We start from the raw sequence: 26947 nt of genomic DNA on the forward strand, positions 1-26947 counted from the left end.
GTCCAGTAGCACTCGACTGTGATGTCCGCGAATGTAATCCTTCGGGGAGAATGTGGATCGATGACTGACGACGAGCTGGTCGGGCGCGCCGGACTGGTCGAGCGCGCGCGGACGCAGCTCGAGACCAGTGGCTCCGTGCTGCTCTACGGCCCGACCGGGATCGGCAAGTCCGCCCTCGGCCGCGCGCTCGTCGCAGACCGGGCCCGCTCCGGCTGGCGGGTGCTGAGCGCCGCGCCGTCCCAGAGCGAGGCCGGCCTCCCGTACGTCACGCTGCTGGATCTGCTGTCCAACCAGCTCGAGCTGGCCTGGCAGGTGCTGCCCGATCACCTGCGCCAGCCGCTGGAGGTCGCGCTGCTCAAGGCAAGCGCGCCGGACACCGTCCGGGACGAGCTGGCCGTCCGCCTCGCCGTACTGCACGTCCTGCGGCGTCTGGCGGCGTCCGGGCCGGTGCTGCTCGTCGTGGACGACATCCAGTGGGTCGACCCGTCCAGTCTCGAAGTACTGACCTTCTGCGCGCGGCGGCTGACCGACGGCGTGCACATGCTGGCGACCGAGCAGGTGGCCGACGGCGACCTCCCGGTGATGGCCGAGGCGTGCCCGGAGCCGGTGCTGCAACTGGAGGTCCCGGCGCTGGCCGAGGCCGACGTGCTGGCGCTGCTGCGCAACCGACTGTCCAGTCCGCTCCCCGTGCGGACCGCTCGGCGCATCCACACCGCCAGCGGCGGCAACCCGTTCATGGCACTCGAGCTGGGCCGCGCGGTGCTGCGCCATCCGCAGGGCGTCTCGCCGAACGACCCGCTGCCCGTGTCGAGCCGGCTCAAGACTCTGCTCGGCGACCGCCTGGCCGACCTCAGCCCTGCGACGCACGAGCTGCTCCTGCACGCCGCCTCCTCGCCGCGCCCGACCACGGCGCAGCTGGCGGCGTCACTGGGCCGTTCGGTCGACGCGGAGCTCGCGGAGGCGGAGGGGCTCGGGCTGATCGACGTCTCGTCGGACCGGCTCCGCTTCAGCCATCCGCTGCTGCGCGAGTTCGTGTACGCCGAGGCGACGTCCGCCGCGCGACGGCAGGCACACGCCCGGCTGGCCGCGGTCGTGGAGGAACCGGTCGAGAACGCCACGCACCGGGCCCTGGCGACGCAGGAGGCCGACGCAGACCTCGCAGCCGCACTGGAAGAGGCCGGGACGACCGCCGGCGCCCGTGGAGCGCTGGGCGCCGCCGCGACGCTCTGGCGCCTGGCCGCTGACAGGACCCCGGCCGACGCGCCGGACGATCGTGCCCGGCGACTGACCCGAGCCGCTGACGACGCTGCCGCCGCGGGCCACTTGGTCGAGTCGGCTGAGATGGCGCGGCTCGCAGTGCAGGCCGCGACCGTGCCCGAGGTCAAGGTGCCCGCGCTGCTGCTGCTGGTCGACGCGGCCTGGTCGGAGCGGGAGCAGCGGATCGAGCTGCTCGCCGAGGCCTTCGAAGCAGCCCAGGGCAACGACCGGCTCGAGGCGCAGGTCCGGATCCTGCGCAGCCACAGCGCGTACTTCGACCGCCGGCTCGACGATGCCCGCGAGGACGCGCGGATCGCCGAGGAGCTGGCCCGCCGCTGCGGCGACACCGAAGCGCTGGTCGACGCTCTGAGCGCGGCCCACCCCGTCGAGGTCGCGGTTGGGGGCGGTCAGGCCTCGGACCGGCTGCTGAGCATGGCCGGCGAGCTGGCGATCGGGCTGCCGCTGACGAAAAGCGTCGTGCACGCCCGGCAGATGGCGGCGATGCGCGAGCTGTTCCGCGGCAACACCGCGGCGGCGATCGAGGGCATCAGCACGCTCGTCGAGGAGGTCCGCGACGGCGGTGCGGTGCGCTGGCTGGCCGGGATCCTGATCTCGGCGACCGCGATCTACGAGCGCAGCGGGCGCGGCGCGCAGGCGCTGGCCGCCGGGCACGAGTGTCTGCAGTTGATGCAGGACCTGGGCGACGAGCCCGAGGTCGGCATGGTGATCGCCGCCCGCGCCGAGTGGGCCGGCGGTACGGCGGCGATGGCGCGCGAGATGGCCGAGGCGTCGCTGGAAGCGGTCCGGGTGATCGGCAACGACGAGTGGACCGGTCCGGCGCTGTCCGCGGTCGGGCTGGTCGGCGTACTGGTCGGGGATCCGCAGCGGGCGGTCGAGGCGTTCGACGCGATCGCGGACTCGGGCGAGGCCGCGATGCCGTACGACCCGGCGGTGATCCCGTGGCACGCCGACTACGCCGAGGCGCTGGTCGCGTCCGGCCGGCTGGACGACGCGGCCGCGTTGATCGCGGAGATCCGCGAGCGGGCCGACACGCTCGATCGCGAGGTGGTCCGGGTCGGGCTGGCCCGGTCGGAGGCGCTGCTGATCGCCAAGCTGGGCGATCCGGCGGCGGCGCTGGACCTGCTGGAGAAGACCATCGCGACCGCGGGGGACCAGGTGTACCCGCTCGACCTCGCGCGCTGCGAGCTGACCCGCGGCCGGGTCGCTCGGCAGGCGCGGCGCCGATCGGTCGCGCGCACGGCGTTCCTGGACGCGATCGAGCAGTTCGAGCAGTACGGCGCACCCGCCTGGCGGGAGGTCGCCGAGACCGAGCTGGCCCGGCTCGACGTACCGAGCCGCAGCCGCCAGCCGTCCGAGCTGACCGACAACGAGCTGCAGATCGTCGCGATGGTCCGCGACGGCTCCACCAACCGCGAGATCGCCGCCGCGCTCTACCTGAGCGTCAAGGCGGTCGAGTCGCAGCTCACCCGGCTCTACCGGCGCTTCGGGGTGGCCAACCGGACCCAGCTGCTGCGCACCGTCGACCGCGGCGGGACGGATCTCGCGCAAAGGTAAACCCTTGTGGTGACCCGCCGGTAGCTTGGATTCCCTTGTCGCCGTGCCGCGCTGTGAGCAAAGGTCGACTCCACGTAGAGAGCTCGCCCCTCGCGTGGGCGGCCGAGTGAGGCGCGGCCGCCCCCTACGTGCACACTGGACAGGTGAAACTCGAACGCAAGCACGCCCTGGTGCTGATCGCGATCGCGGTCTGGAACGTCGTCACGTACGTGACCTTCATCAAGAACCTGGCCGCCACCGAAGGCCGCCCGACCGGGTACTACGTCGCCCACACGGTGCTGATCGTGGTCAACCTGGTCATCGCCGCCCTGCTCGGGACGTGGGGCGTCCGCGCCTACAAGGCGTCCCGCGAACGGCGTACCGAGGACGTCACGGTCTGACGAAGCGGCTCGGCGTCACGCCGAGCATCCGGCGGAAGTGCCGGGTCAGGTGGGACTGGTCGTAGAAGCCGGCCAGCCCGGCGACCTCCGCGGCCGGACGGCCCTCCAGCAGGTAGCGGCGGGCCAGGTCGACCCTGCGGCCGGTCAGGTATCGATGCGGGGGCATGCCGTACTCCCGGCTGAACGCGCGGACCAGGTGCGCCGGGTGCGCGTGCACCAGCTTCGACGCCTCGTCCAGCGTGATCCCACCGGGCAGATGCGCGTCCAGCACCTCCCGCAGCTGGCTGGCGACTCCGGGGTCGCGGCGGTGTGGTGGTGCAGTGACTTGGCGGCGCAGGTGCTGCCGCAGGCGCTGCTCGATCAGTGTGAGCCGGCTCTCGGCCTCCAGCGGCTCCCGCCCGACAGCGAGTACGCCGTGCAGTTGCTCGATGCGCCGGCGGAGCACCGGGTCGAGCAGCTCGGGCTGGTCGACCGCGGCGCCGGTCAGCTCCTCGCCCAGTCGGTCGGGCTCCAGGTAGAGCACCCGCTTGCGGAAGCCCTCCGGGCGGACGGACCGGCCGTCGTGCGGCACGTTGGGCGGCAACAGCGACACCTGCGCCCGGGTCAGCCCGTGCTCGCGGTGATCCAGGTCGTAGCGGACGACGCCTTCGTCGACGAGCAGCACGGTCCAGGCGTCGTGGGTGTGGCTCGGGTAGGCGTGCGACGGGAAGTAGGCGTGCAGGACCTCGACGACACCGTCCAGTTCGGGTCGCCAGGCCCGTACCTGCGCACTCGCGCTCACCCTTCAGAACATTACGCTGCCTGCTGACGGCGACGGAGAGGGCGGTTGCGCGTGAGGGTCTACATCAGCGCGGACATGGAAGGCATCACCGGACTGGTCGACGCCGAGGACGTCCAGCCGCCCGGCCGCGACTACGAACGCGGCCGCGGCCTGATGACCGAGGACGTCAACGCTGCGGTCCGCGGCGCGTACGCCGCCGGCGCGTCGCTCGTCCTGGTCAACGACGCCCACGGCCCGATGCGCAACCTGCTGCCCGACCTGCTCGACCCACGCGCCCTGCTGATCAAGGGCCGCCCCAAGCCGATGGGCATGATCGAGGGCCTCACCGCCGAGTACGACGCGGTGGTGTGCGTCGGCTTCCACTCCCGCGCCGGCGTGCTCGGCGTACTCAGCCACAGCTTCATGGGCCATGAGATCGAGGACATCTGGCTCGACGACCGGGTGACGGGCGAGATCGGCATGCTGCACACGGCGGCCGGCGCGCTCGGTGTGCCGGTCGCGGCCCTGACCGGCGACAACACCGCCTGCGCCGAGGCGGTCGCCTGGGACGCGCGGGTCCGCGCCTACCCGGTCAAGCAGGCCAAGGACCGCTTCGCCGCCCAGCTGGTCCCGGTCGCGGAGTCCCGGGCGGGCATCGAGCAAACCGTCCACGAGGCCCTGCTCGATCTCCCGAGCGTCCCCACTGAATCGAAGACCCGTCGCCTGACCGTCCGTTGGCAATCCGCCTCCGTCGCCGCCCACCTCCAGGCGATCCCCGGCGTACAGAAAACCGACGACCGCACTGTCACCACCGAGGGCGACATGCTGCACCTCTACCGCCTGTTCAACCTGTTCCTGCGAGTGGCCACCGCGGTCACCTCGAACCCGCCGTACTGCTGAAGGCGCGCAGGGCGGCGATCACCTGGTCGGGAGTCTCCAGCTGGGGGAGGTGACCGGTGTCCGGCAGGATGCGGAACTCAGCGCCGGGGATGGCTTCGGCGTACGCGCGGCCGTAGTCCGGCGTGACGATGCGGTCGCTGTCGCCCCAAACCACCAGTGTCGGCGTCGTGACGCTCGCGAGCCGGGATCGAAGTGCGGGGTCGACCATGGAGGGCTCACCGGCGTAGACCGCGAGGGCGGCACGGTTGGCGGCCAGTTGCTCGCGCGCGGCCGGTGACAGTTGCGTGGGATCGATCCGGAACGCGTCGGGTGCGTGGTAGCTGAGCGCCGCGATCTCGTCGAACGACAGCGCGAAGAAGTCCGCGACGGGATGGTCCGGGACGTCGATGCCGACGGCATCGACCAGGACGAGCGCGCCGAGCCGGGCAGAGCCGAGCAGGGCCAGCTCCGCCGCGATCCAGCCGCCGATCGAACTGCCGATCACGACGACGTCGTGCAGGTCGCGCTCGTCCAGCAGGTCGGCGTACCGGCGCGCGAGTCCGGCGATGGTGGTCAGGTCGTCCGGCCGGGTCGTTCCGCCGAACCCGGGATGGGTCGGTATCACGACCTGCGCGGGCAAGGCCGCGGCGAGCCGGGCGCCGAAGGCCTCGACGGTCTGCGGTCCGCCTCCACCGTGCAGCAGGAGGATCGGCCGGCCGGCGCCGTACTCGGCGCAGAGAAGAGTCATATAAGGAACCTTAGATCAGGAAGCTTATATAAGCAACGGTAGTCTCCTCGGCTACGATGCGCGGGTGGAACCCTCCCTGCAGGACGTCGGCATCGCGGTGAAGCGCCTTCAGTGGCGGCACCACACCGAGGCGAGCAAGGCGCTCGCGGAACTCGGGGTGTCGTTGCCCCAGTGGGACGTGCTGCGACGCCTGCACGAGCACCCCGAAGCGTCGCTGCACGAGCTGGCTCAGCTGACCTTCCAGACCGACCAGTCGATGGGCTCGCTCGCCACCCGGATGGTCGCGCGCGGGCTGATCGAGCGGCTGGAAGGGCCTGGTCGTGCCGTCCGGCACCGGCTCACCCCGGAGGGCGAGCGCATCCGCGAGGCCGGCGAAACGATTCTCGACACCGTGCTGTCCGCCTCGGTCGGCGCGCTGTCCCGGTCCGAGCGCGCAACGCTCCTGGAGTTGCTCCGCAAGGCCGGCGGCTGAGGCCCGCGCGCTCTTCGCCTGACAGGTGAAGAACGTACAAGACCCGCGGGTGGCGCGCCCGGGACGATGGAGCGCGTGGAGAACGAACAGATCAGATTCGACACCAAGATCGCCGTGCTGCTGCGGGACGACCTGGCCACCTGGCAGCGCCTGAACGTGACCGCCTTTCTGGTCTCCGGGCTGGCGGCCACAAACCCCGGGCTGGTCGGCTTGCCGTACGAGGATGCCGACGGCACGCAGTACCTGCCGATGTTCGGCCAGCCGGTGCTGGTGTTCGAAGGCTCCAAGGAGCAGATGGCCATTTCACACACCCGCGCGCTCGGCCGGGAGCTCCCGCACTCGATCTTCACCGCGGATCTATTTGCCACCGGCAACGATCGGGACAACCGCGCGGCGGTCAAGGCGGTCGGGCAGGGCCAGCTCGATCTGGTCGGGCTGGCCCTGCACGGGCCGAAGAACGCGGTGGACAAGGTGCTCAAGGGGTCGAGAATGCACCCCTGAGCGTCAGCGGGGCTCGAACTCCCGCCAGCGCAGGCCCCGGTCGACGCTTGTCGCGACCTTCGTCACCCCGGGTCCCCGCAGCACCTGGCCGTAGAGCAGCTTCCCGTCGCCGGCGAGTTCCTCCAGGCCGGGAGGCCCGGGCGACAGTTGCGTGGCAGTCCCGTCGGCCAGCCGGTACAACCCTGTTTGGCCCTGCTTCGACACCCCGAGCATCATGGCGGTCCCGTCGTTGAAGGCGACCGGTCCGCCGCCGCGCGCCCACGGCCGGTCCGCGACACTCGTCCACCGCGCCCCGCGATCGGTCGACATCTTCAGGGTCCCGATCGCCTCGGCGGTGGCACCGTCGACCCAGGAGCTCGCCACGACGGTCGAGCCGTCGGGGCTGACGGCGATCCGGCTGCCCGGGTTCTCCGGGTCGAGCAGCGTCCGGTTCCAGGTCCGGCCGTCGTCGGACCAGGCGATCTCGCTGCGCGATCCGCTCACGAAGTCGCCGGCCACCACCCACCATCGCCCGGTCTCGTCCCGGACCGGCGACCGCGGGTGATCCAGCCCGGCCACCTCGAGCCTGCGCAGGGTCGCGTCCGCGACGTTCAGCACCAGCAGGGTGCTGCCGACGACTACCCGATCCAGGAGGATCTCTCCGGCGGTGAATGTGCTGGTGGACGGGGCGTATCGCAGCGGTGTCTCCACTTTGCCCTTCGCGGTCAGCCGGACCAGTACAGCCTCGGCCCACGTAGGCTCCTCGGCCGAGAACACCTCGCCCGACGGCCCCGCCACCGCGACCGCCTCGTCGCCGAGCCGCAAGGTCGCGTACGGCGCTCGCCGCGCCGGCGCGATGGCCTTCGATCCCTCCCGGCTGAGCACGGCGGCGTACTGGCACGGTTCCGGCAGGCATGAGATCCAGGACGCCGCCCAGCGCGAGGGCGTCGCGAACAGCATCGAGCGCACCTCCGCATCCTGAGCCCGCACCACGGCATCCCCCGACTGCTCCGGCGGCATGATCGGCTCGATCGATCCCGGCACGGGAGCGGTCGGCACGGTCGCAATCGGAGGCACTTGCTCAGTCCCGGCCTTGTCCCCGAGCGGCAGCAGCGCCACCAGTACGGCGACCGCCGTCGCCGCCGCGACACCGGCCCCAGCAAGTGCCTGACGCCGCCGGCGACGGCGCACACCGCGTCGCTCGAGCTGGTCGAACGGCGGCGGCTGGACGGTCTGCTGGACCGACCACGACAGGTTCTTCAGCTCAGACATGGTCGACCTCCTCGACATCCTCCGCGAACTCACGAACCAGCGGGGCGAGCCGGGCCCGCCCACGCACCAGCCGGGCCTTCACGGTGCCCTCCGGCACGCCCAGCTGGAGCGCGACCTCCCGCACCGGCAGGTCGACGATGTGGTGCAGCGTGATCGCCTCGCGCTGCTCCAACGGCAGTTGTCGCAGCGCCTCCACGAGCGTGACGTGATCAGGCGACAACCCCGGTAGGGCGTCAGCCGGCGTCGAGGCGGCGGCCGTCCGCAGCAGCCCGCGGTACCGAGTCAACCGGCGGAACCGGCGCCGCACCACGTTCAGCGCCACCGTCCGCAGCCAGGCCTCCGGGTTGTCCACCTGCGCGAACCGCCGCGGCTTCTCCACTGCCCTGACGAACGCCTCCTGAACGGCGTCCTCGGCCTCGCCGAGGTTGCCGCAGATCGCGTACAGCTGCGCGACCAGCCGGCGGTAGCAACCGTCGTACAGGTCGCGCAGGGACTCGTCCTGTGCCATCCACCCTCCCCGCACTCGTACTGACGGTCGGACGACTCCCGAGCGTGGCTGGTTGGTTGCACCGGGACCTGACTGTGACGTGGATCACCGTCAGAACGCAAAACGACGGCCCCCGGGAATCCCGGAGGCCGTCGAAGAAGGCGTCTAGAGGAAGGTGCCGAGGCCGAACGCGGTCAGCGACAGGGCCAGGGCGACAGCGGCGGTGACAGCTTCGGCGCGGTCGCGCCGGGTGAGCCGGAGCCAGCCGAGGCGGGGGCGGTCGACGAGCGCGTAGAGCGCGGCGCGGGCCGCGGGCGGCTGGTCGACGGGAAGTTGCGGAGCTTCGAGAGTGCTGAGCACGGGAAATGCCTTTCCCATCAAGTTGCTGCGGGCGACGGTCTGTACCCGACAGGAGATGGTCTCCACTTCGGGCCGGCCGCAAACCCCCGGACGCGAAAACGCCCCAGAACCCGCCGGGGTCCTGGGGCGTTCGGTACGCCGGAGCTCAGACGCGCCGGAAGATCAGCGCGCGCTTGACCTCCTGGATCGCCTTGGTGACCTCGATGCCGCGCGGGCAGGCGTCGGTGCAGTTGAAGGTGGTCCGGCAGCGCCAGACGCCCTCCTTGTCGTTCAGGATCTCCAGCCGCTGCTCGGTGCCCTCGTCGCGGCTGTCGAAGATGAACCGGTGCGCGCCGACGATCGCCTGCGGGCCGAAGTACTGGCCGTCGGACCAGAACACCGGGCAGGACGTCGTACAGGCGGCGCACAGGATGCACTTGGTGGTGTCGTCGAAGCGCTCGCGGTCGGCCTGGGACTGGATCCGCTCCCGGCTCGGCTCGTGGCCGTCGGTGACCAGGAACGGCATCACCGAGCGGTAGGCGTCGAAGAACGGCTCCATGTCGACGACCAGGTCCTTGAGCACCGGCAGGCCCTTGATCGGCTCGACGGTGATCTCCTTGTCCGGGTTCAGGTCCTTGATCAGCGTCTTGCAGGCCAGCCGGTTGCGGCCGTTGATCCGCATCGCGTCCGAACCGCAGACCCCGTGCGCGCAGGACCGCCGGAACGTCAGCGTGCCGTCCTGCTCCCACTTGATCTTGTGCAGCGCGTCCAGGACCCGGTCCGTCGGCTGCAGGGTGACCGCGTAGGTCACCCACTCGGAGTCCTCGGTGACCTCCGGGTTGTACCGCAGGATCTTGACCTTGACGTCCATCAGTACTTGCGCTCCATCGGCTTGTAGCGGGTCTGGACGACCGGCTTGTAGTCCAGCCGGATGTTGACGTTGCCTTCGGCATCGACTTCGCGGTAGGCCATCGTGTGCCGCATGAAGTTGACGTCGTCGCGCTTGTCGTAGTCCTCGCGGAAGTGCCCGCCGCGCGACTCCTTGCGCTCCAGCGCCGAGACCACGAGCACCTCGGCCAGGTCGATCAGGAAGCCCAGCTCGACCGCCTCGAGCAGGTCGGTGTTGAACCGCTTGCCCTTGTCCTGGACGGCGACGTCGGCGAACCGGGTCTTCAGCGCCTCGATGTCGACCAGCGCCTGCTTCAGCGAGCCCTCGGTCCGGTACACCTGCGCGTTCAGGTCCATCGTGGCCTGCAGGTCGGCCCGGATCGCGGCCACCCGCTCGCTGCCGGTGGCGTTGCGCAGCCCCTCGACCAGCTCGACGACGAACTCCTCGGGCCGCTCCGGCAGCTCCTCGAACTCGGCCGTCTCGGCGTACTCCGCGGCCGCGATGCCGGCCCGGCGGCCGAACACGTTGATGTCGAGCAGCGAGTTCGTGCCCAGCCGGTTGGCGCCGTGCACGGACACGCAGGCGACCTCGCCGGCGGCGTACAGGCCGGGGATGACGTCGTCGTTGTTGGCCAGCGCCTCACCGCGGATGTTGGTCGGGATGCCGCCCATCGCGTAGTGCGCGGTCGGGAAGACCGGGATCTGCTCGGTGTACGGCTCGACGCCGAGGTAGGTGCGGGCGAACTCGGTGATGTCCGGCAGCTTCGCGTCGATGTGCGCGGGCTCGAGGTGGGTCAGGTCGAGCATCACGTACGCGCCGTCCGGACCGCAGCCGCGGCCCTCACGGACCTCGTTGGCCATCGCCCGGGCGACCATGTCGCGCGGGGCCAGGTCCTTCACGGTCGGGGCGTAACGCTCCATGAAGCGCTCGTTGTCCTTGTTGCGCAGGATGCCGCCCTCACCGCGGGCGGCCTCCGAGAGCAGGACGCCGAGGCCGGCCAGGCCGGTCGGGTGGAACTGGAAGAACTCCATGTCCTCCAGCGGCAGGCCCTTGCGCCACACGATGCCCATGCCGTCGCCGGTCAGGGTGTGCGCGTTGGAGGTGGTCCGGAAGACCTTGCCGAAGCCGCCGGAGGCGAACACGATCGACTTGGCCGAGAAGATGTGCAGCTCGCCGGTGGCCAGCTCGTAGGCGACCACACCGGTGGCCTTGCCGCCCACCATCAGCAGGTCCAGTACGTAGAACTCGTTGAAGAACTCGACGTTCTGCTTGATGCACTGCTGGTACAGCGTCTGCAGGATCATGTGGCCGGTCCGGTCCGCGGCGAAGCACGAACGCCGGACGACGGCCTCGCCGTGGTTGCGGGTGTGCCCGCCGAAGAAGCGCTGGTCGATCTTGCCCTCGGCGGTCCGGTTGAACGGCAGGCCCATCTTCTCCAGGTCGAGCACCGCGTCGACGGCCTCGCGGCACATCACCTCCGCGGCGTCCTGGTCGACCAGGAAGTCACCACCCTTGACCGTGTCGAAGGTGTGCCACTCCCAGTTGTCCTCCTCGACGTTGGCCAGCGCGGCGCACATGCCGCCCTGGGCCGCGCCGGTGTGCGACCGGGTCGGGTAGAGCTTGGTGAGCACGGCGGTCCGGGTCCGCTTGCTGGACTCCAGGGCCGCGCGCATACCCGCTCCGCCCGCGCCGACGATCACTACGTCGTACTGATGGCGCTGCATATGAAGACGTCCTTACTTGCAGACCGACAGCGTGCTGTTCGGGTCTAGGCAGGGATCGAAGGTGAAGATGACCAAGGTGCCGAGCACGACGATCACCACGGAGGCGGTGATCAGCAGGGACTTCAACCAGAACCTGGTCTGGTCCTTCTCGGCGTAGTCGTTGATGATCGTGCGCATCCCGTTGGTGCCGTGCAGCATCGCCAGCCACAGCATCAGCAGGTCCCAGACCTGCCACAGCGGGTTGGCCCACTTGCCGGCCACGAAGCCGAAGTCGAGCGCGTTGATGCCGTCGCCGAGCATCAGGTTGACGAACAGGTGGCCGAGTACCAGCACCACGAGGGCCAGGCCGGACAGCCGCATGAACAGCCAGCCGTACAGCTCGAAGTTGGTCTGGCCGGACCGGTTGCGACCGCCGCCCTTGAGCGAGCGGGAGCGGGTCGACGAGCGCGGCTGGGCGATCTCGGGAGTGGTCATTGGCTCAGCCTCCGAAGACGTGGCTCAGGTGGCGGATCACGAAAGGTACGAACAAGACGACCCAGACCACGCCGACGCCGATCATCAGCTGCCGCTGGTAGCGCGGGCCCTTGGCCCAGAAGTCCACCAGGATCAGCCGGACGCCGTTGAAGGCGTGGAACAGGATCGCGGCGACCAGTCCGACCTCCATCAGGCCGACAACCGGGTTCTTGTAGGTCCCGATCACCTCGTTGTACGCCTCCGGGGAGACCCGGACCAGCGCGGTGTCGAGCACGTGCACCAGCAGGAAGAAGAACATCCCGACGCCGGTGATCCGGTGCAGTACCCACGACCACATGCCCTCGCGGCCGCGGTACAGGGTGCCGGCTGGTTTGCTGGGCAAACCGATCCTCCGATCGGACGACAGACCGAGAGCCGGGAACGCGACGACTCCGGGGGCGGGGACTCAGCACGGGGCCGGGCTAGAAGGGGCCGCGATCGGCTCGGTCCGGAAGGGAACCAGACCGTAACTGATGCTATCGCTGTGCCGCGCCCGATCTCGGCCGCCTCCGTGTGACATCGATCTCCGTGCTGTCGCGGGCAGTGACCGGGCTCACTGGCCCGCGTTGTCCGCCCGCGATTGGCTCTCCGCGGTCGTCCTTTTCGGCTCTAGTGTCGGCAGAGCCGGCCCGGAGCCGGCGGGAACGAAAGAGAGGGGACGACGGTGAGTTTCTGGATCTGCGCGACCTGCGCGGTCGAGCACAGCGAGAAGGTCGAGGTCTGCGCGATCTGCGCCGACGAGCGGCAGTGGGTGCCGGCCGACGGCCAGCACTGGACCACCCTGGAGGAGCTGGCCGCGGCCGGCTACCGGGTGAACATCAAGGAGGTCGAGCCCGGCCTGCACGGGATCACCTCCGAGCCCGGCGCCGGGATCGGCCAGCAGTCGATGCTGGTCTCGACCAGCGAGGGCAACCTGCTCTGGGACCCGATCGGCTACCTGGACGACGAGGCCGTCGAGGGGGTTCGTGCGCTCGGCGAGGTGAAGGCGATCATCGCCAGCCACCCGCACATGTACGGCGTACAGGTGGAGTGGAGCAAGCGGCTCGGCGACGTACCGGTCTATGTCTCGGAGGCCGACGCCGAGTGGGTCGCCCGGCAGGACCCGGTGATCCGCACCTGGTCGGGCACGCTCGACCTGCTGCCCGGCGTGACCCTGATCCAGCCCGGCGGGCACTTCCCCGGCAGCGCGGTCGTGCACTGGGCCGACGGTGCCGAGGGCAAGGGCGTGATCCTCGCCGGCGACACCGTCTTCGCGAACCCCGACCGCACGTCGGTCAGCTTCATGCGCTCCTACCCCAACCGCATCCCGCTGTCCGGCGCGGTCGTCGACCGGGTCGCCAAGGCCCTGGAAGTCTTCCCCTACGACCGCCTGTACGGCAACTTCGGCGGCGCGATCCCGGTCGACGCCAAACAGGTCGTCCGCTTCTCCGCCGACCGCCACGCCGCGTGGGTCCGCGGGGACTACGACCACCTGACGTGAGTCTTTGGCGCCGGAGGGGGCGTGAACCCTCCGGCGCCGTTCTTCAGCTCCGCCGTACGCCGAGCCCGTCGATCTGCACGAACTTCCCGGTCGCCGACCGCACCGTGAACGTCAGCGTCCCGCTGAACACCGCACTCTGCACCGGCAACGCGACAATCGCCTGCCGCTGCGTCGTCGCCGACGCCAGGTTCACCGCGCCGATGTACTTGCCCCCGGCATACACCGCCACCAGCCCACAAGTCGGGCACTTCGTCGCCACCAGGAAGAACCGCTTCCCCTGCACGGTCCGCGTCAACGACGCCCCGTACGCCGTGGTCTGCGTCGCCGTGCCGAGGTAGAACTCGGACCAGTTCGTCCGGCTCCAGCCGGCCGTCGGGGCTCCCATCGCGCGGTCGTCCAAGGGCCGCGAGAAGCACTTCTCGGCACTCCAGGCCCCGAGGTTGCCCAGCTTGTCCTTGGCGCGCGCGGATACGCAGTACTCGTAGCCGGGGTCGAGCGCCAGGTTGACCGCCGTCGCGGTCGTGGCGGTCCACGGCTGGATGTAGGCCCCGAAGCCGCTCAGGTAGGAGGCCTTCCGGTACCGCACGTCGTACGAGGCAACGCCCGCGCTGTCGGCCGCGGAGTACTTGACGGTCGCCGTACCGGAGGTGGTCGCCTCGAACGTCGGAGCAACGAGGTGCGACGCCGGTCCCGCGGCGTCGACGGTGACGGTCCGGAACGCCCGGCTCACGCGGCCGTCAGGCTCGGTGGCGATCAGCTCGAGTGTGTAGGTGCCGGACGACGTGAAGGTGGCGGTCATCGGGTTGGCGCACGAGTGCGCGACGGCCCAAGGCGCGGAGCAGGTGTACGTCGTCCCCGGCATGAGCGCCGAACCGTCGTACGCCAGGGATACCCGGCTGCCTTGCACCGCCGGCGAAGGGCCGAACACCGGCGCGAGCCGCTGCCAGGAGAAGTCCAGCGCGTACGGCGCTCCAGGCGACAGGGGCTCCGGGGCCATGACTGCCGGCTCGCCATCAGCGTTGACGACGGTGACCTTGCTCAAAGTGGCGTTCTCGGCCAGTACCAGGACCTTCGTACTGTCCGGCGCCCAGCTGATCGCCTTGAGTCGCGTGCCGCTGACCTGCTTCCCGGACGGCGCCAGGGAATCGATCCTGATCACGGTGAGGTTCGATCCGGAGCCGAGCGCGACGAAGCGACCGTCTGGCGACACGCGCAGAGGATCGCCGTGATCGGCCGCACGGCCGAGCGAACGGACGAACGCTCCTCCCGGGCGACCTTCGACGAGAACGACGACCGGATGGTCGGAATTGCTCTCCACGCGGTCGTCGATCACCGCGAGGGTGCGGGCGTCCGGCATCCAGCTCGGACTGCTCACGTCACAGGCGATCTGCTCGGGCGTGCCCCCGGTCGACGAGACGACATGGACGCACGGGATGTCCGCGGCCCCCGGCTGAGGTGCCTGGAAGGCGATGCGTGTCCCGTCCGGTGACCAGGACAAATGGGTGATCTCCACGGTGGAGTCCAGCAACTTGACGGGCGTCCCCAAGCCGCTGGGTTCCACCCGCCGCGTCCACAGCGAGCGGTCGCTGGTCACGTACGCGACCGTTCGGCCGTCGGGCGAGCTGGTGACGGCGCCATTGGCATTGCCGGAACTGTTCGGGGCCGGGAAACTGACGACTTGACCCCGCAGATCGGCGGCCGTCAAGCCCTCCCAGCGCGGTTCGTAGCTGCTGAAGACGATTTGCTCGGCGGCCCGACCCGCCTTGGCACGTGGTCCTGTGGGCCCCTCGCCGACGTCGTTGACCACGGACACGGCGTACTCGATCCCGTCCGGAGGGCTGGAGTCGACAGCGGTGAACTCACCGGACCTGCCGACCGCGTCGAACCACCGGGTCGTTTCGGCTCCGTCCACGAAGCGGTGCAGCCAGTAGCCCCGCACCGGGGTCCCGCCCGAGGTCGCGAGTGCCGACCAGCGAACGACGTTTCCGGTGAAGGTCGATGTCACGGTGACGTAGTGCATGGCCGGTAGCGAGGTGCCCGTTCCGCTGGCCACAACCGCGTGCCGGCCGCGCGAAGTCGAGTCGGCGATCAGGAGTTTCGCCCTCGTCAGTCCGGTGAAGTCCGGCGCGAAGGTGATCTTCACCGTGCAGGTGGCCGCGACGGGCAGTACCGCCGGGCAGTCGTTCGTGGTGATCTTCCAGGCCTGCAAGACGCCGGACGTGATCGAGATCTTCTCGATCGTCACCGGCTGCGTGCCGAGGTTCCTCACGGTGACGGCCGGCAGGACGGCCGACTGGCCGGACCGGACCTGAACTGCTCGCAGTTCCGCTGGGGAAACCGCCAGTGCATGGTAGTTCTCCGCGCTGCGGATCCTGATGTCGACCGACGGACCGGACTCGGCGCCCGCACAGCTCGAGCCGCCGATCGTGTTGTCGGTGGTGAACGAAGCGGCCATCGTCTCCAGTTCGAGCTCCGGCGTGTAGGTGACCGCCGAAACGGTGAGCAAGCCGGCCGCGGCACAGGTTCGGTCGCCTTGCGTCACCGCGACCTGTGACTGCTGGAGCGTGTATTTGCCCGGACCAGCGAGGAAGGCCGGCATCCTGAGCTTGAGCGTGCCGGCCGACAGCGTGCGGTATCCATCGACCGGAGCTGACACGGTCACCGGGCCGGCGATCTCGTTGCGCAGCCAGGTCGCGCCGTCGCCCGGATCAGCGTCCAGCACCAGGACGTCGACGTCTCCGACGGGCGGGTCCTGCGCCGCTCTGGTCGCGGTGACCGACGGGCTGGTGGTGACCTCGTCACCGGAGTAGGCGGCCACGACGCGGTAGTCGGCCGTCGTACCGGCGGTGAGTGAGCCGTCGATCCAGCTGGTTGCCGTTGACGCGAGTTCACCGCTGGCGTTCTGCCAGTCAGCTGAGCCCTGCTTGCGTTCGACCCGGTACGCCGATGCGTCGATGTCTGTCCAGGTGACGCCCATGCCCGAGCGGGTCGGGAACACCTGAGCGGTCGGCGTCGGCGGCGATTCTTCGCCGGCTGCGGCATGGGCGATGAACGGCACGCTGATCGCCGCGATCGCGGCGGCCAGGGCATAACGACGGAAGGCGCGGCGCATTGCAACTCCAGGCAGGGGAGAGAGTCGGCGCGCCCCCGAACGGCACCGATGAAGACGCCAAGGAATACCGCGCCGGACGAGCCGGCCGCAACCCAGTTGCAGGTTGTGGCAACGGCTAGGCAGCGAGCCGGGTCTGACCGAGTTGTGTGTGGAGCCTCAGCATGCGCTCGACGCAACTGGCCCAGTCGTACTGCTCGGCTCGTGCTCGGGCGGCTTTGCGGCGGTCGGGGACGGTCAACAGTTCCAGTACGGCGTCCGCCAGGGCCTTTGGATGCGCCTGGGCCCAGCGGCCGCAGGACTCGTCGACGAGTTCTCGCGCGCCGCCGGTGTCGGCTGTGACGACGGGAGTGCCGGCGGCGAGGGCCTCCAGCACCGCGAGGCCGAAGGTTTCGCCTGGGCAGACGGAGAGGGCGATGTCGGCCTCGGCCAGGTGGCGGGCCAGGGTGGTGCGGCCGTCGACGTAGCCGTGGAAGTGGACCGGGGCGGCGCCGGCGATGGTGATGAGTTCGTCGAGGTGGGGGCCGGAGCCGTAGACGTCGAGGCGGAGGGGGACGCCGCGGCGGTGGAGTTCGACGGCGGTGGCGACGGCGAGGTGGGGGCTCTTCTCGCGGGACAGGCGGCCCGCGTGCACGAGTTTGAGGATGCCGTCGTCAGCCGGTTCGGCCCGGGAGGGGTGGAAGGTGTCGAGGTCGACGCCGAGGGGAATGCGGATCAAGGGAGTGGTGACCTCGTCGAACTCGGCGGCGGCGTACCGGGAGGTGACCACGACCGCGTCGTACGTGCGGCTGAGGAGTCTGTACAGCGCGCTGACGCCGGTGGCGACGCCGAGTTGGCGACCCGTTCTGAGCGAGAGCATCGCGTCGAGGCGTTCGTGGCTGAACAGGATCGAGCCGATGTCGTTGCGGCGGGCCCAGCGGGCGACCGGGAGCAGTGTCGATTTGTCGGAGATCTCGACCGTCGTCGGCTCGAAGCGTTCCAGGGTTTCGATCACGCGCCAGGGATCGGTGATCAGGCGGTAGCCGCCGCCGACCTTCGGGGCCTTCATGCGTACGACGGTGCCGTGCTCGGTGTGGGTGACGCTGTCGCGTTCGCCCGGGGTGATCAGGATCCGTTCGGCGCCGGCCGCGCGGTAGCCCCGGCCGAGGTGCTCGATCGCGGTGCGCATGCCGCCGGAGGTGGGGCCGACGAAGTTCGCCAGTTGGGCGATCCGCAACGTCATGCGGCCCGCCGAACCCGCGTCGCCCGCTCGTTCGCCGTACGCCGGGCAGCCGCGTCGGCGTCCGCGTGGTGGGCCGCGAGGACCTCCGCGTAGTGCCGGTCGACCAGGTCGTCGACCACCGCCGGCCAGGTCCGGGTCTGCACCCGGCGCAGTCCGCGCGCCGCCATCGAGGCCCGCGCGTCCGGGTTGTCCAGCAGGAACGACACCGCGTCGCGCAACGATCCGGGCTGCCCCGGCTCGAACAGCAGCCCGGTCTCGCCCGGCTGAATCAGATCGAGCGGCCCACCCGCGGCCGGGCCGACCGTGGCGACACCGGAAGCCTGCGCCTCCTGGATCGTCTGGCAGAACGTCTCGTGCTCGCCGGTGTGCACGAAAACGTCCAGCCCCGCGAAGATCGACGCCAGCTCAGCACCCCGGCGCATGCCCAGGAAAGTTGCTCCAGGCAACGTGTGTTCGAGCGACTGGCGGTCCGGACCGTCGCCGACGACAACGACCCGGCAGCCGAGCTCGGCCAGCTCCGCGAGCCGCCGGACCTTCTTCTCCGCGGCCAGCCGGCCGACGTACCCGACGATCGGCGTGCCGTCGGGCGAGATCTCGCGGCGCCAGGCCTCGGAGCGGTGCGAGGGATCAAACAGCTCGAGGTTCACGCCACGGCCCCAGTGCTGCACCCGCGGTACGCCGGCCTGGATCAGCTGCGCCATCGCCGCGGACGACGGCGCGAGCGTCCGGTCGACGCGCGAGTGGGTCCGCCGCAGCCAGGCCCAGACGGCCCGGTCGGTCTTGGCGAACCACGGGTACTGCCGGGCGAACCCGGCGATGTCGGTCTGGAAGATCGCCACCGTCGGCAACCCGAGCCGCCGCGCGGCGCGCAGCCCGTACGCGCCGAGAATGAACGGCGACGCGAGATGCGCCAGGTCGGGCCGGAACTGGGCCATCGCCCGTTCGATCCCGGGATCGGGCAGCCCGACCGGGAACTCCTTGTAGCCAGGGATCCCGAAGCTCCGCGCCCGGATCACCCGAACGCCGTGGTAAGTGTCCGGACCGGGGCCGGCGGCAATGATCAGCAGCTCGTGCCCGCGGGCGAGCAGCCGGTCGGCGACGTGGCGAACCGTGTTCGCGACGCCATTGATCTGCGGCAGAAACGACTCAGCGACCATTACGATGCGCACACTCCGAAGGTTCCCGGCCTTCGGTGAACCCTCGGCGACCGCCTCGTGACACTGCGCAGATCCCCGGCAGTCGGCTCCGCATCGGGTGGATGACCGGACGGTGGCCATCAGGGCATCGTTGGCGAACGCGAGGTTGACTTCCGGCAACTTCGTGCCTGTCTCGGCAATCGACGAAGGCAACCCGACGTCGCCGCGGAGACCGTCGAGACCCAAAGAACAAGGGAGTTGCTGATGCTTCGAGAGAATGACTATCCAAATGTTGAATTTTGGCTCGGCGGGCAGCGCGTTGAGAGTCCGTTCCGGTGATCGCGTCATTTCAAAATCGGCGCTTCCAGGTATGGGAATATCGCGTGAGTCACGGGTCGTTGTTGGTGCGCAGTCCTCGAGGGCCGGAGAATGAGACTAATGTCGACCTGATCTTCGTCGGGGTGGAGTTCATGTCGGTGCCTCGCCACCTGAACGGCATTGAACTTCACGTCGGCGGTGATGCGGACGTCCGAAGGGCGACTGAGGGCTTGGGTTACGCAGTCGATGCTGGGCAGGTGTTCGCGCTGATCTCTGGGGGGCGCCGTCACGTGATTGTCGCGGCTGGTCAGCGCGTGACCGAGCATGGCGGAGATATCTTTGATAGTCCGTTCAACTAACAGGTCGAGGCTCCAGAGTGGCCGCCCGTGCCCTGCAAGCATGGTGGCCCGGGTGACGCGTGATGAGACCGGAATGCTGACATCGGACAGGGCGGCGCGATCGACGGACCACTAACGAAGGTGCGACTGGAGGACGTTGGCCGCCCACCGGTGAAGACAGGCAACTACTGGTCGGCTGGTCCGGCGGAGCTTTGAACCGGTAGCGGCGCGGCTGTCGCTGTTGCAGCGAACAGGGGTGACCCAGACGTAGCGACGTTTCCGAACGTCGTCCTGACGTGAGTACTGGCTACGAGGAGACCTAGATGACACCCGCTCACTCGGCGGTCGAGAACCAGGATCTGCACCGGCTCCGCGAACTGCTCGACGGCGGAGCCGATGTCGAGGAGGTTGACGGAGGCCTGACGCTGCTCCAGCATGCGATCGATGTCGAGCTCGATGGGCACACGCAGACCGGTGAGCCGTTGCACGTCGATGTCACGGCGTACTTGCTGGCGAGGGGCGCTGACCCGCTTGCGGCGCCTGCCGACGGAGGTGCAGGCTCTGCTCTTCACATGGCACGAGTCGGCGGTCACTGGCTTGCGGAATCGCTGATCGAGGCATTCCTGGAGCGGAGACGGCTCCGTCTGCGGTGATTCCTACGAAGTTCGTTCTGGGGGTGGCTGGATGATCTTTGCTAAATTCGTTGACGAGTTGGCTGAGCAGATCGACGGTTTGGCTCCACGGTCGAAGGCGGCGGTCTACTGGTTGTCGGGTGCTGGGCTCCTGACGGGACTGGACGTCCCGGAACGTTGGGCTGAGTGGTTCGTGGAAGCGCGAAGCGTCGGATATGGGTTCGTGACGACCGGCGAGGTGGATCAACGAACTGCCGGGCTCTGGGAAGCCGCTCGCGTCCCGACTGGGTCCGATGCGTCGCAGTTGCTCAACTCGACACTGATTTGTCTGAGTACTCCGCTGGGCATTGCTTTGGATCCGGAGACAAAGGTAGGGACCTGGGCGGAGCATGCGCTCTTCCCGACGATGCAGAGCGCCGCACTCAAGTTGTTCGATGACGTTGCGTTTCCGGACGATGACGACGATCTCGACATTGTGTTCGCTCAGGATGAGGTCCAGGCGGCCGCTGAGTACTGCAGGCAGGTGGTTGCGCGTCTCGCGGCGCTGTCCGGTCCGGATGCGTCCGCGATCGAAATCCTCCTGCGGGGCGCTGAGGTACTTGACCCTGGTCGCTCATGATGCCGGGGTCGTGGATGCCGCTCATTGATCGCGGGGACGGAGCGTGGATCGGCGTGCTGGCTGACAGGCTGATCGGTGTCGGGGTCGAGTCCGAAGGGCGGGCTTCTCCGGCGGCGGCGCGGTACGTTCCGATGTGGCCTTTTATGGAGCGGCCGGTGGTGGAGTGTCTCAAGGAGCTTCGTGGCCAGTGGGATCAGCTTGGTGGCCGAGGGATCGCGAGTCCTGAGGAGTTGATCGAGTTCACCATCAGGTCTGCCCGGGAGTCCCGCAGGGCGTACTGGACGGAACTGTCTGCTGCGTGGGAGCTGGAGCTGGCGGGCCTTCCGCCCAACTGATGCAGTGTGGTGTGGTGTCGCTCACGAAGCGTGCCCGATCTCACCTGCCTGGTGCATACCAGTGGAAGGCTGGTTCTTCTACGGTGGAGGGATGAGCCATCAGACCGAGTCCGGGTGGGACTTCGAGCCGGTGTACGGGCCGCTCGACGGGTTCGAGCCTGCGCAGAAGCTGGGGGAGCCGGGGCAGTACCCGTTCACCCGGGGTGTGTATCCGACGATGTACACGCAGCGGCCGTGGACGATGCGGCAGTACGCCGGGTTCGGGACGGCGGCCGAATCGAATCAGCGGTATCACCAGCTGATCGACGCGGGCACGATGGGTTTGTCGGTGGCGTTCGACCTGCCGACGCAGATGGGCTACGACTCCGACGCCGAGCTCGCGCACGGTGAGGTCGGCAAGGTCGGGGTGGCGATCGACTCGATCGACGACATGCGGGTGCTGTTCGACAAGATCCCGCTGGACCAGGTGTCCACCTCGATGACGATCAACGCGCCGGGCGCGGTGCTGTTGCTGCTCTACCAACTGGTGGCCGAGGAGCAGGGGGTCAGCGGCGACAAGCTGACCGGCACGATCCAGAACGACGTGCTGAAGGAGTACATCGCCCGCGGCACCTACATCTACCCGCCGAAGGAGTCGCTGCGGCTGATCAGCGACATCTTCGGGTACTGCCGCGACGAGCTGCCCCGCTGGAACACGATCTCGATCTCCGGCTACCACATGGCCGAGGCGGGAGCGACGCCCGCGCAGGAGATCGCGTTCACGCTGGCCGACGGGATCGAGTACGTCCGGGCCGCGGTCGCCGCGGGGCTCGACGTCGACGCGTTCGCGCCGCGGCTGTCGTTCTTTTTCGTCGCCCGGACCACGCTGCTGGAGGAAGTCGCGAAGTTCCGGGCCGCCCGGCGGATCTGGGCGCAGGTGATGCGTGACGAGTTCGGCGCGAAGAACCCGAAGTCGATGATGCTGCGTTTCCACACCCAGACGGCCGGCGTTCAGCTGACCGCGCAGCAGCCCGAGGTCAACCTGGTCCGGGTCGCGATCCAGGGCCTGGCCGCCGTGCTCGGCGGCACGCAGTCCCTGCACACCAACTCGTACGACGAAGCGATCGCCCTGCCGACCGAGAAGGCCGCCCGGCTCGCGCTGCGCACCCAGCAGGTGCTGGCCTACGAGACAGACGTGACCGCGACCGTCGACCCGTTCGCCGGCTCGTACGTCGTGGAGTCGCTGACCGACCAGGTCGAGGCCGCGGCGCGGGAGCTGATGGACCAGGTCGAGGAGTACGGCGGCGCCGTCGCCGCGATCGAGAAGGGCTTCCAGAAGCAGGAGATCGAGCGGTCGGCGTACAAGATCGCGCTGCAGATCGACAGCGGTGAGCGGGTCGTCGTCGGCCAGAACAAGTTCAGGGCCGCCGAGGAGGAGCCGTACGAGCCGCTGCAGGTCGATCCGGCGATCGAGGCCCAGCAGGTCGCCCGCCTGGCCAAGCTCCGGGCCGAACGCGACCAGGCCGCCGTCGACCAGGCGCTGGCCGATCTCCAGGCCGCTGCCCGGGGCAACGACAACTGTCTCTACCCGATGAAGCAGGCCCTCAAGGCCCGCGCGACGGTCGGCGAGGTCTGCGACGCGCTGCGCGAGGTCTGGGGCGTCTACGTCCCCGCCGACACGTTCTGACCGGTCGGCCCGTGCCGGCCGGCTAATCCAGCAGCGCCGACGACACCAGGATCATCGTCCCGAGCGTGATCGCGTCCTCCGACGGGTCGAAGCCCGGCGTGTGCAGGTCGGCCACCGACCCGCGGCCCGCCGGGCGGACGCCGAGGCGGGCCATCGCGCCCGGCACGTGCTCCAGGTACCAGGCGAAGTCCTCACCGCCCAGGCTCTGGTCGGTCTGGGCCAGCGCGTGCGACCCCATCGTCTGCTCGACCGCGGTCCGGAAGACCTCGATCGCGGCGGGATCGTTCATCACCGGCGGGACGCCATGGGTGACCTCGGTGTCCACCTGGACGCCGTACGGCGAAACGAGGTTGTCGGCCAAGCCGGGGATCAGCTCCGCGGCCAGCCGCCAGGCGCTCACGTCGAGGCAGCGCAACGTGCCTTCCGCCTCGCCGCGCGCGGGGATCGCGTTGGCCGCCGAGCCCGCGGTGATCCGGCCCCAGACCATCGACATCCCGGCCCGCGGGTCGACCCGGCGCGACAGCGCGGCGGGCAGTTCGGTGACCAGGGTCGCCAGCGCGTAGACCAGGTCGGCCGTGAGGTGTGGACGTGACGTGTGGCCGCCCGGGCCGGTCAGCCGGACGAGGACCCGGTCGGCGGCCGCGGTCAGCGCTCCGACCCGCAGACCGACCTGCCCGACGTCGAGCCGGGGATCGCAGTGCAGTCCGTAGATCCGCCGTACGCCGTCGAGGCCGCCGGCGGCGATGACGCCGAGCGCGCCGCCGGGCATCACCTCCTCGGCGGGCTGGAAGATCAGCCGCACCCGCCGATCGAGCAGGCCGTCGCGGGCCATTCCGGCCAGCACGACGGCCGCGCCGATCAGGGCCGAGGTGTGAATGTCGTGGCCGCAGGCGTGCGCCACCCCGTCGCTGGTCGAGCGCCACGGGTTGTCGACGCCGTCCGGCACCGGCAGCGCGTCGATGTCGGCCCGCAGCGCAACGCAGGTGTCGCCCGACCCGATGTCGCAGATCAGCCCGGTCCCGGTCGGCAGCACCTGCGGTGAGAGGCCCGCGGCGGTCAGTCGTTGCTTGATCAGCTCGGTCGTCCGGACCTCGTGCCAGCCGAGCTCGGGGTGCGCGTGCAGGTCGCGGCGGACCGAGATCGCCTCCTCCCGCACCTCGTCGACGCGAGCCTGGACGTCGGTGAGCAGCAGGTGGTGCGAAGTCGTCATGCGGGCGATTCTCCCATCAGGGACCGATGCACCTGGTCGGCGAGGGGCGGACGCGGCCGGAGTCTGGCCGATCCCGGACACTTCGCTGGGCACTGCGGTAAAGGCTTTCCTAGACTGCCGGGACCGGCTCGACCGCCCCATCTCGAGGAGCTGCCCGATGACCGCCCGCCGCTCGAACCCGCCCGGCCGCCGGACGGTGGCCATCCTGCTCGCCCTCAGCCTGTTCTCGGTCTCCACCGGCGCCACCCCCGGTGCCGTCGCCGCGCGGGGATCGGCTCCGGACGCGCCCACGCACCTGACGGTCGGGGACCGGCCGCACCCGCTGGCCGTGCACGGACCGCCCCGGTTCGGATGGTGGCCGCAGGACTCCGACGGCAACGAGATCCAGACGGCGTACCAGCTCCGGGTCCTGCGGGCCGACGGCACGGAGCACTGGGACAGCGGCAAGGTCCAGTCGTCGGAGCAGCAGTACGTCCAGTACGCCGGTCCCGCCCTCGCCGTCGGTACGCCGTACCGGTGGACCGTGCGGACCTGGGACCGAGCCGGCCGCGTCTCTCCGTGGGCCCGTCCGGCGAGCTTCGAGACGGGTATCACCGACGCGGACTGGGAGGGCGCCGCATGGATCCGCCGCCCCTCGACCGAGCCCGACGACTTCACGCTGGCCCGCAAGGAGGTCGCGATCCCCAGCGGCCGAGTCGTGCGCGCTCGGGCCTACGTCTCGGCATACCACCAGTACCGGCTCTACTTGAACGGCGCCGAGGTCGACGACGGCCCGGCCTTCTCCTACCCGGGCGAGGGGTACTACCAGGTCACCGACGTCACGAAGCAGCTCCAGACCCGCCGGCCACTCGCGATCGGCGTGCTCTACCACTGGTACGGCGGCGGCCAGGGCCGCCCGGCGGCCGCCAACGCGCGCGGCCTGCTGCTCAAGCTCGTCGTCGAGTACGCCGACGGCCGGCGCGAGGTCGTCGTGTCCGACGCGAGTTGGCGGGTCCGTCGGGCGTCCCAGTTCGAGACCGGAGCGCCGCGGCGCAACAGTGACGCCGGCGACTACACCGAGCGCATCGACGCCCGCCAGGAGCCCGTCGGCTGGACCAAGCCCGGCTACGACGACACCGCCCAGCCCTGGACGCCCGCTGGCGTCGCCGGCGCCCATCCCACGACCGACGTGCCGCGTCTGGTCGGCCAGGAGACCCGTCTGACCAAGACCGTACGGCGCCCGGTGTCGGTCCGCCGGTTCGCCGACGGCGCGGTCGTCGCGGACTTCGGGGTGGTGATCCCGGCGCGTCCGGTGATCCGGTTCGACCACGGCGTCAGTGGCCGGGTCGTCGACATCCAGACCAGCTACAACCTGACGGCCGACGGGCACGCCTCGACCGGCGAGACCGACACGCAAGGCAGCAACCTGAGCATGCGCTACACCCAGCGCGACGGCGCCCAGCAGGTCGAGGCGAACCTGCACTGGGGCTGGCGTTACCTGGAGATCAAGGCGCCGGGTGCGGGCGAGCAGCTCGGCGCGGCCGACATCGCGGCGATCGTCGAGCACACCGACGTCGATCCCGACCGGGCCGCGCGGTTCGTCAGCTCCGACCCCACGCTGAACGCGGTCTGGGCGCTGCTGCGCCGGTCGGCGCTCTACTCGGTGCAGCACCAGTTCGTCGACACCCCGACCCGGGAGAAGGGCCAGTTCCTCGGCGACGCGGTGGACATCTCGTACGCCACGATGGCCGCGTTCGGCGAGCGCGACGCCACCCAGCAGGCGATTCGCGAGTTCCTGCACTCGCAGGACCGGTACTGGGCCTCGGGCAACGATCTCGGCCGGTACAACGCGGTCTATCCCAACGGCGACGGCAAACGGGACATCCCGGACTACTCCGAGATGTTCGTCAACTGGGTCTGGCGCTACTGGCTGGAGACCGGCGACTCCGCGCTGGTCCGGCAGGCCTACCCGTACCTGCGTCACACCGCCGACTACGTCACCCGCCACATCCCCGCGACCGGCCCGACCGCCGGACTGGTGACGAACCTGTCCGGCGGCAGCGGCCCGTACCAGTACGGCATCGTCGACTGGCCGGCCCCGGGTCGCTTCGGCTACGACATGGACACCGCCGCCCGGACCACGATCAACATCCAGGGGTACGACGTCCTGCGCCGGACCGCGGATCTCGCCGAGGCTCTCGATCGCCCGGTGGACGAAGTCTTGGCGTACCGCGGACCGGCGGAAAGACTGCGGGACACCATCAACGCCAAGTTGCGGCGCGCGGACGGGATCTACACCGACGGCCTGTACGCCGACGGGCGGCAGAGCACCCACGCCGGGCAGCACTCCACGTCGTACGCGATCGCGCTCGGGGTGGCTCCGGCGGCGGACTTCCCCCGGCTCGCGGAATACCTGGCCGGCCTCGGCATGAAGCAGGGGCCGATGACCGCGCATTGGTTGCTCCAGGCACTGGCCGACGCGGATCGCGCGGACGCCGTGCTGACCCGGCTGACCGACGCCAAGGAGCTCGGCTGGGCCAACGTGCTCGCGCGCGGCGGCACCTTCACCTGGGAGCAGTGGAACCCCGAAGGCAGCGAGAGCTACTCGCACGGCTGGGGTGCCCAGGCGGCCGTCGACGTGCTCGGCACGATGCTCGGCGTCAACCTCGCAGCTCCCGGCGCGGCCCGGCTCTCGGTCGTCGTACCGGACGTCGACCTGCGCTCGGCGAACGGAACCATGCCGACCCAGCGCGGACCCGTGACGCTGGACTGGCGACGACACCCGGCCGGCGGCGTCCGCGCGACGATCGACGTCCCGGTGAACGTGACCGCCACGGTATCCCTGCCCGGGGCCGTCGAGTACGACGCCGACGGCCCAGGGCAGCCGCGCTTCCTCGGCGAGCACGACGGCCGGGCGGTCTTCGAGGTCGGCTCCGGGCAGACCCGGTTCACCCCGCGCCACCGCTGACCGCCGACGCCGAATCGAGGCCGGTTCGGTAACTCCCCGTGACCGATCGGTCGCCAGACCGCAGATGTTCCGGCGTTGTGACGAAAGCGCCGATTACTTTCCGGTATCGAGGGCGTCTTGACGTTCAAAGAAGACGGCGACGGCCCCTATAGTCTGCGGA

At 69.9% G+C, this 26947-nt stretch carries 24 protein-coding genes; 11 read left to right on the forward strand and 13 right to left on the reverse strand.

Features of this window, described 5'->3' with window-relative positions; genetic code table 11:
• Window positions 1-60: 60 nt before the first annotated feature.
• On the forward strand, window positions 61-2832 hold the full coding sequence (locus ACQPXM_RS07560; RefSeq protein WP_432946186.1) for an AAA family ATPase: 2772 nt from the start codon (window positions 61-63) through the stop codon (window positions 2830-2832).
• A 143-nt stretch (window positions 2833-2975) separates the two neighbouring features.
• Window positions 2976-3212: an SCO4848 family membrane protein gene (locus ACQPXM_RS07565; RefSeq protein WP_432946188.1), complete on the forward strand. Its 237-nt coding sequence runs from the start codon at window positions 2976-2978 to the stop codon at window positions 3210-3212.
• On the opposite strand, the gene ACQPXM_RS07570 is transcribed toward ACQPXM_RS07565, so the two are convergent.
• Entirely contained in the window at window positions 3202-3993 is a 792-nt protein-coding gene (locus ACQPXM_RS07570) for an AraC family transcriptional regulator (RefSeq protein ID WP_432946190.1), read from the reverse strand. The two genes, ACQPXM_RS07565 and ACQPXM_RS07570, sit on opposite strands and share 11 nt — an antisense overlap.
• A 51-nt stretch (window positions 3994-4044) precedes the next feature.
• Here ACQPXM_RS07570 and ACQPXM_RS07575 point away from each other — a divergent pair, with 51 nt between their 5' ends.
• On the forward strand, window positions 4045-4872 hold the full coding sequence (locus ACQPXM_RS07575) for a M55 family metallopeptidase (RefSeq protein ID WP_432946192.1): 828 nt from the start codon (window positions 4045-4047) through the stop codon (window positions 4870-4872).
• On the opposite strand, the gene ACQPXM_RS07580 is transcribed toward ACQPXM_RS07575, so the two are convergent.
• On the reverse strand, window positions 4847-5599 hold the full coding sequence (locus ACQPXM_RS07580; protein ID WP_432946194.1) for an alpha/beta fold hydrolase: 753 nt from the start codon (window positions 5597-5599) through the stop codon (window positions 4847-4849). The two genes, ACQPXM_RS07575 and ACQPXM_RS07580, sit on opposite strands and share 26 nt — an antisense overlap.
• Before the next feature lie 64 nt (window positions 5600-5663).
• Here ACQPXM_RS07580 and ACQPXM_RS07585 point away from each other — a divergent pair, with 64 nt between their 5' ends.
• Window positions 5664-6071, forward strand: a complete 408-nt coding sequence (locus tag ACQPXM_RS07585) for a MarR family winged helix-turn-helix transcriptional regulator (protein WP_432946196.1) — start codon at window positions 5664-5666, stop codon at window positions 6069-6071.
• 66 nt (window positions 6072-6137) lie between these two features.
• The gene (locus ACQPXM_RS07590) at window positions 6138-6572 is read left to right on the forward strand and encodes a DUF2000 family protein (protein ID WP_432946198.1); all 435 of its coding nucleotides are present in this window, start codon (window positions 6138-6140) and stop codon (window positions 6570-6572) included.
• Between the two features lie 3 nt (window positions 6573-6575).
• Here the strand turns inward: ACQPXM_RS07590 and ACQPXM_RS07595 are convergent, their stop codons facing one another.
• The 7 genes from ACQPXM_RS07595 to sdhC all read right to left on the reverse strand — a co-directional run bounded on the left by ACQPXM_RS07595 (window position 6576) and on the right by sdhC (window position 12118).
• The gene (locus ACQPXM_RS07595; protein ID WP_432946200.1) at window positions 6576-7823 is read right to left on the reverse strand and encodes a hypothetical protein; all 1248 of its coding nucleotides are present in this window, start codon (window positions 7821-7823) and stop codon (window positions 6576-6578) included.
• Window positions 7816-8331, reverse strand: a complete 516-nt coding sequence (locus ACQPXM_RS07600) for an RNA polymerase sigma factor (RefSeq protein ID WP_432946202.1) — start codon at window positions 8329-8331, stop codon at window positions 7816-7818. The genes ACQPXM_RS07595 and ACQPXM_RS07600 overlap by 8 nt, the downstream gene beginning before the upstream one ends.
• A gap of 144 nt (window positions 8332-8475) precedes the next feature.
• Window positions 8476-8670 carry a hypothetical protein gene (locus ACQPXM_RS07605; RefSeq protein WP_077012252.1) on the reverse strand — a complete coding sequence of 65 codons (195 nt, stop codon included), beginning with the start codon at window positions 8668-8670 and terminating at the stop codon, window positions 8476-8478.
• A gap of 145 nt (window positions 8671-8815) precedes the next feature.
• Window positions 8816-9520, reverse strand: a complete 705-nt coding sequence (locus ACQPXM_RS07610; protein WP_432946204.1) for a succinate dehydrogenase iron-sulfur subunit — start codon at window positions 9518-9520, stop codon at window positions 8816-8818.
• Window positions 9520-11262 (reverse strand): succinate dehydrogenase flavoprotein subunit, encoded by a 1743-nt coding sequence (gene sdhA, locus ACQPXM_RS07615; protein ID WP_432946206.1) that lies wholly within the window; start codon window positions 11260-11262, stop codon window positions 9520-9522. Before sdhA ends, ACQPXM_RS07610 begins: the two co-directional genes overlap by 1 nt.
• Before the next feature lie 12 nt (window positions 11263-11274).
• Window positions 11275-11736, reverse strand: a complete 462-nt coding sequence (locus ACQPXM_RS07620; protein WP_077012255.1) for a succinate dehydrogenase hydrophobic membrane anchor subunit — start codon at window positions 11734-11736, stop codon at window positions 11275-11277.
• Window positions 11737-11740: 4 nt separating this feature from the next.
• The gene (sdhC, locus tag ACQPXM_RS07625) at window positions 11741-12118 is read right to left on the reverse strand and encodes a succinate dehydrogenase, cytochrome b556 subunit (protein ID WP_432946208.1); all 378 of its coding nucleotides are present in this window, start codon (window positions 12116-12118) and stop codon (window positions 11741-11743) included.
• A gap of 321 nt (window positions 12119-12439) precedes the next feature.
• Between sdhC and ACQPXM_RS07630 the strand changes: the two genes are divergently transcribed.
• Window positions 12440-13255, forward strand: coding sequence for an MBL fold metallo-hydrolase (locus ACQPXM_RS07630; protein ID WP_432946210.1), 816 nt, complete (start codon window positions 12440-12442; stop codon window positions 13253-13255).
• A gap of 43 nt (window positions 13256-13298) precedes the next feature.
• On the opposite strand, the gene ACQPXM_RS07635 is transcribed toward ACQPXM_RS07630, so the two are convergent.
• The 3 genes from ACQPXM_RS07635 to ACQPXM_RS07645 all read right to left on the reverse strand — a co-directional run bounded on the left by ACQPXM_RS07635 (window position 13299) and on the right by ACQPXM_RS07645 (window position 18755).
• Window positions 13299-16367 carry a hypothetical protein gene (locus tag ACQPXM_RS07635; RefSeq protein ID WP_432946212.1) on the reverse strand — a complete coding sequence of 1023 codons (3069 nt, stop codon included), beginning with the start codon at window positions 16365-16367 and terminating at the stop codon, window positions 13299-13301.
• A 115-nt stretch (window positions 16368-16482) separates the two neighbouring features.
• Entirely contained in the window at window positions 16483-17586 is a 1104-nt protein-coding gene (locus tag ACQPXM_RS07640; protein ID WP_432946214.1) for a glycosyltransferase, read from the reverse strand.
• Window positions 17583-18755: a glycosyltransferase family 4 protein gene (locus ACQPXM_RS07645; protein WP_432946216.1), complete on the reverse strand. Its 1173-nt coding sequence runs from the start codon at window positions 18753-18755 to the stop codon at window positions 17583-17585. Before ACQPXM_RS07645 ends, ACQPXM_RS07640 begins: the two co-directional genes overlap by 4 nt.
• 302 nt (window positions 18756-19057) lie before the next feature.
• Here ACQPXM_RS07645 and ACQPXM_RS07650 point away from each other — a divergent pair, with 302 nt between their 5' ends.
• The 4 genes from ACQPXM_RS07650 to ACQPXM_RS07665 all read left to right on the forward strand — a co-directional run bounded on the left by ACQPXM_RS07650 (window position 19058) and on the right by ACQPXM_RS07665 (window position 22630).
• On the forward strand, window positions 19058-19399 hold the full coding sequence (locus ACQPXM_RS07650) for a hypothetical protein (RefSeq protein WP_432946218.1): 342 nt from the start codon (window positions 19058-19060) through the stop codon (window positions 19397-19399).
• A gap of 302 nt (window positions 19400-19701) precedes the next feature.
• The gene (locus tag ACQPXM_RS07655) at window positions 19702-20031 is read left to right on the forward strand and encodes a hypothetical protein (protein ID WP_432946220.1); all 330 of its coding nucleotides are present in this window, start codon (window positions 19702-19704) and stop codon (window positions 20029-20031) included.
• Window positions 20032-20062: 31 nt separating this feature from the next.
• Window positions 20063-20629: a hypothetical protein gene (locus tag ACQPXM_RS07660; protein WP_432946222.1), complete on the forward strand. Its 567-nt coding sequence runs from the start codon at window positions 20063-20065 to the stop codon at window positions 20627-20629.
• Window positions 20630-21055: 426 nt separating this feature from the next.
• The gene (locus tag ACQPXM_RS07665) at window positions 21056-22630 is read left to right on the forward strand and encodes an acyl-CoA mutase large subunit family protein (RefSeq protein ID WP_432946224.1); all 1575 of its coding nucleotides are present in this window, start codon (window positions 21056-21058) and stop codon (window positions 22628-22630) included.
• A 22-nt stretch (window positions 22631-22652) separates the two neighbouring features.
• Here ACQPXM_RS07665 and ACQPXM_RS07670 read toward each other — a convergent pair whose 3' ends face one another.
• Window positions 22653-23840 carry an amidohydrolase gene (locus tag ACQPXM_RS07670; RefSeq protein WP_432946226.1) on the reverse strand — a complete coding sequence of 396 codons (1188 nt, stop codon included), beginning with the start codon at window positions 23838-23840 and terminating at the stop codon, window positions 22653-22655.
• 157 nt (window positions 23841-23997) lie between these two features.
• Here ACQPXM_RS07670 and ACQPXM_RS07675 point away from each other — a divergent pair, with 157 nt between their 5' ends.
• Complete coding sequence (locus tag ACQPXM_RS07675; RefSeq protein WP_432946228.1) at window positions 23998-26787, forward strand: alpha-L-rhamnosidase N-terminal domain-containing protein; 2790 nt, start codon at window positions 23998-24000, stop codon at window positions 26785-26787.
• The last annotated feature ends 160 nt before the right edge of the window (window positions 26788-26947 follow it).

The sequence above is a fragment of the Kribbella sp. CA-253562 genome, assembly GCF_050942265.1.
Classification (GTDB): Bacteria; Actinomycetota; Actinomycetes; order Propionibacteriales; family Kribbellaceae; genus Kribbella.

Excerpts from the sequence above, each read along its gene's own strand:
- ACQPXM_RS07560 (WP_432946186.1), top strand. The coding sequence starts at position 61 with ATGACTGACGACGAGCTGGTCGGGCGCGCCGGACTGGTCGAGCGCGCG.
- ACQPXM_RS07580 (WP_432946194.1), bottom strand. The coding sequence starts at position 5,599 with ATGACTCTTCTCTGCGCCGAGTACGGCGCCGGCCGGCCGATCCTCCTG.
- ACQPXM_RS07590 (WP_432946198.1), top strand. The coding sequence starts at position 6,138 with ATGGAGCGCGTGGAGAACGAACAGATCAGATTCGACACCAAGATCGCC.
- ACQPXM_RS07595 (WP_432946200.1), bottom strand. The coding sequence starts at position 7,823 with ATGTCTGAGCTGAAGAACCTGTCGTGGTCGGTCCAGCAGACCGTCCAG.
- ACQPXM_RS07600 (WP_432946202.1), bottom strand. The coding sequence starts at position 8,331 with ATGGCACAGGACGAGTCCCTGCGCGACCTGTACGACGGTTGCTACCGC.
- ACQPXM_RS07610 (WP_432946204.1), bottom strand. The coding sequence starts at position 9,520 with ATGGACGTCAAGGTCAAGATCCTGCGGTACAACCCGGAGGTCACCGAG.
- sdhA (WP_432946206.1), bottom strand. The coding sequence starts at position 11,262 with ATGCAGCGCCATCAGTACGACGTAGTGATCGTCGGCGCGGGCGGAGCG.
- ACQPXM_RS07620 (WP_077012255.1), bottom strand. The coding sequence starts at position 11,736 with ATGACCACTCCCGAGATCGCCCAGCCGCGCTCGTCGACCCGCTCCCGC.
- ACQPXM_RS07635 (WP_432946212.1), bottom strand. The coding sequence starts at position 16,367 with ATGCGCCGCGCCTTCCGTCGTTATGCCCTGGCCGCCGCGATCGCGGCG.
- ACQPXM_RS07640 (WP_432946214.1), bottom strand. The coding sequence starts at position 17,586 with ATGACGTTGCGGATCGCCCAACTGGCGAACTTCGTCGGCCCCACCTCC.
- ACQPXM_RS07655 (WP_432946220.1), top strand. The coding sequence starts at position 19,702 with ATGACACCCGCTCACTCGGCGGTCGAGAACCAGGATCTGCACCGGCTC.
- ACQPXM_RS07660 (WP_432946222.1), top strand. The coding sequence starts at position 20,063 with ATGATCTTTGCTAAATTCGTTGACGAGTTGGCTGAGCAGATCGACGGT.
- ACQPXM_RS07665 (WP_432946224.1), top strand. The coding sequence starts at position 21,056 with ATGAGCCATCAGACCGAGTCCGGGTGGGACTTCGAGCCGGTGTACGGG.
- ACQPXM_RS07670 (WP_432946226.1), bottom strand. The coding sequence starts at position 23,840 with ATGACGACTTCGCACCACCTGCTGCTCACCGACGTCCAGGCTCGCGTC.
- ACQPXM_RS07675 (WP_432946228.1), top strand. The coding sequence starts at position 23,998 with ATGACCGCCCGCCGCTCGAACCCGCCCGGCCGCCGGACGGTGGCCATC.